This window comes from Mesorhizobium sp. M7A.F.Ca.ET.027.03.2.1, assembly GCF_003999175.1.
Lineage (GTDB): Bacteria > Pseudomonadota > Alphaproteobacteria > Rhizobiales > Rhizobiaceae > Mesorhizobium.
The window spans coordinates 1-2,113 of record NZ_RZOM01001076.1; the positions used below are offsets into that span (position 1 = coordinate 1).

Annotated in this window: 3 protein-coding genes and 1 pseudogene; 2 read left to right on the plus strand and 2 right to left on the minus strand. The window is 60.2% G+C overall.

The features are described from left to right. Positions 1-269, minus strand: a pseudogene (locus EN750_RS31335) (ABC transporter substrate-binding protein); the annotation flags it as partial. Between the two features lie 127 nt (positions 270-396). Here EN750_RS31335 and EN750_RS31340 point away from each other — a divergent pair. Then, positions 397-1,185: an IclR family transcriptional regulator gene (locus tag EN750_RS31340; protein ID WP_127399021.1), complete on the plus strand. Its 789-nt coding sequence runs from the start codon at positions 397-399 to the stop codon at positions 1,183-1,185. Positions 1,186-1,206: 21 nt separating this feature from the next. On the opposite strand, the gene EN750_RS31345 is transcribed toward EN750_RS31340, so the two are convergent. Then, positions 1,207-1,410, minus strand: coding sequence for a DUF465 domain-containing protein (locus EN750_RS31345; protein WP_013529216.1), 204 nt, complete (start codon positions 1,408-1,410; stop codon positions 1,207-1,209). Positions 1,411-1,649: 239 nt separating this feature from the next. On the opposite strand from EN750_RS31345, the gene EN750_RS31350 reads away from it, so the two are divergent. Continuing rightward, entirely contained in the window at positions 1,650-1,829 is a 180-nt protein-coding gene (locus EN750_RS31350; protein WP_013529217.1) for a YdcH family protein, read from the plus strand. The last annotated feature ends 284 nt before the right edge of the window (positions 1,830-2,113 follow it).

Here is a 2,113-nt window from a genome sequence, read left to right on the forward strand (position 1 = left end):
AAAAGGCCCTTGGCAAGAATGCGCCCCATGGTGATGTCCATGCCGACGAGTTCGCCGGCATCGTTCTCGAAGTGCCACGGCGCGTTGGTGCTGCCGGTGCCGACGATCAGCTTGCCGCGATCGAGCACGGTGCGCAGCAGGCTGTCGGGTGCTGCCTGAGCAGCGGCCTTCTGGGCATCGACGGCTACCGCCGCACCCACGACGCCGGCCGTGGCCAGTCCCGCCATTCCCAATTTCAGAAAATCACGTCTTCCGGATGTGTCGTTCACGGCGACCTCCTTTCGTTTGTGTTCCCCTTGCACAGGCAATACACGCGTCAGTGACGTCGAAGCGATTGTCTCTTACAAGAGACGTGTGTATCCTGTACAGGACAGATACTAACACCGGGAATCAACAATGCAAGATGGCAATGCCTCGGCACTTTCAGCCGGCGAGAAGATTTCGGGCTCCCGTGAAAAGGGGCTCAACCGGGTGCTCGAGATTCTGGAGTTTCTTCACACGACCCAGCGCGCGATCGGCATTGGCGACCTTGCCAAGGGCGTGAACGCGCCCCGTTCGACGATCTATACGCTGGTGCGGTCGCTGGTCGATGCGGGACTGCTGGAAATGGAAGGCGACGGCAATCGCGTCTATTTCGGCAAGAAGCTCTATCTCTACGGAATGGACTATGTGCGGGGCAACGACCTGTTGAGGCGGGGGCGCCAGGAGGTCGACAATCTGTCGCGCGAGACCGGCGAGACTTCCGAACTGTGCATGCTGCAGAGCGGCCGCTATACGATCGTCCATGCGAGTCCCGGCACCAGGCCGTTCCGCATCAGTTCCGCCACCGGCTTGCAGATACCGCTGCCCTGGACGGCCTCGGGGCGGCTGCTTCTGGCTGGGCTGGAGAAGGCTGAGATCGAAGACATGGTGTCAAACGACGATCTCGTGCTGCCCGACGGGCGCAAACTGCGGCTCGACGATTTCGTCGCCGACATCGCAAAAGCGCGGATCACCGGCTATTGCGTCACTTCGGGCCTTGTCGATGCCTATACCAAGTGCCTTGCCGCGCCGGTGTTTTCAGCGCCGGGCAAGGTCGAGGCGACGATGTGCCTGGTGGTCCCCATCGATACATCCGAGGGGCGGACCGGCGAACTTATCGGCCTGCTGCGTGATCGTGCCGCGAAGCTTTCGATCGCCGGGTAGCGCGAGCGAGCGAACGCCAACTCACGCAATGATGTCGGGAATGATCTTGTCTTCCAGCGCCATCAGCCGGTCCTTCAGGAACAGCTTCTTCTTCTTCATGCGCTGGATCTGCAGCGGATCGCAGGCCATGGCGATCATCGCGTTGATGGCCGCATCGAAATCGGCGTGTTCCTGCTTCAGGCGGGAAAATTCTAGGCGAATATCGGCCTGTTCCTGATCGGACATTCTCTACCGTCTGCACGTCTGCGGCGCCCAAAACTGGGCCTGATTGGGCGGGACCGGGTGTTTTGTCACCGGCGTGCAGCCCATATCACATTTCAAGGTGTCGTGGAATGCTACCACGGATCATTCGACATCGCGGCCGGATGGTGGCACAGTGTCATTGTGCCGTCACAGAAGCGAACCTGCGGTGGACGCGCCGTGACGGTTGCAATCGAGGAAAACCATGAAAGGGAGAACCAATCATGTCTCTTGCATCCCATCTTGATGAGTTGCAGCGGAAACACGGCGACATCGAACGTGAAATCGATGACGCGATGAATCATCCATCGGTCGACGACCTCGAAATCGTGAATCTCAAGCGACGCAAGCTGGCACTCAAGGACGAGATTGAAAAACTAAGAGGCAAACCGACCACGCATTGACGCCCTCCTGACATAGCCGCCCAATATCCGCGGCCTCTTTTCCCGGCGGCGCCCCGCCGCCGGCGTGGAGGGTTTTGATTTTCCAGCACCGGTCTGTCAGCCGAAGCTGAACTTGCACCCGGCTCAATCTCCGCTTCGACCGTCGCCCGTTTCGCCAGATCATCGATTGTTTCTGGTCGCCGGCGGCGGGCGATTCCGGCCAGTGGCGACCTGTCGCCATTGACAAGCCATCTTTGCTCCTCCACCTCATGCCCGGACCTCAGCGCATCGGCCCGGGGCGTCGT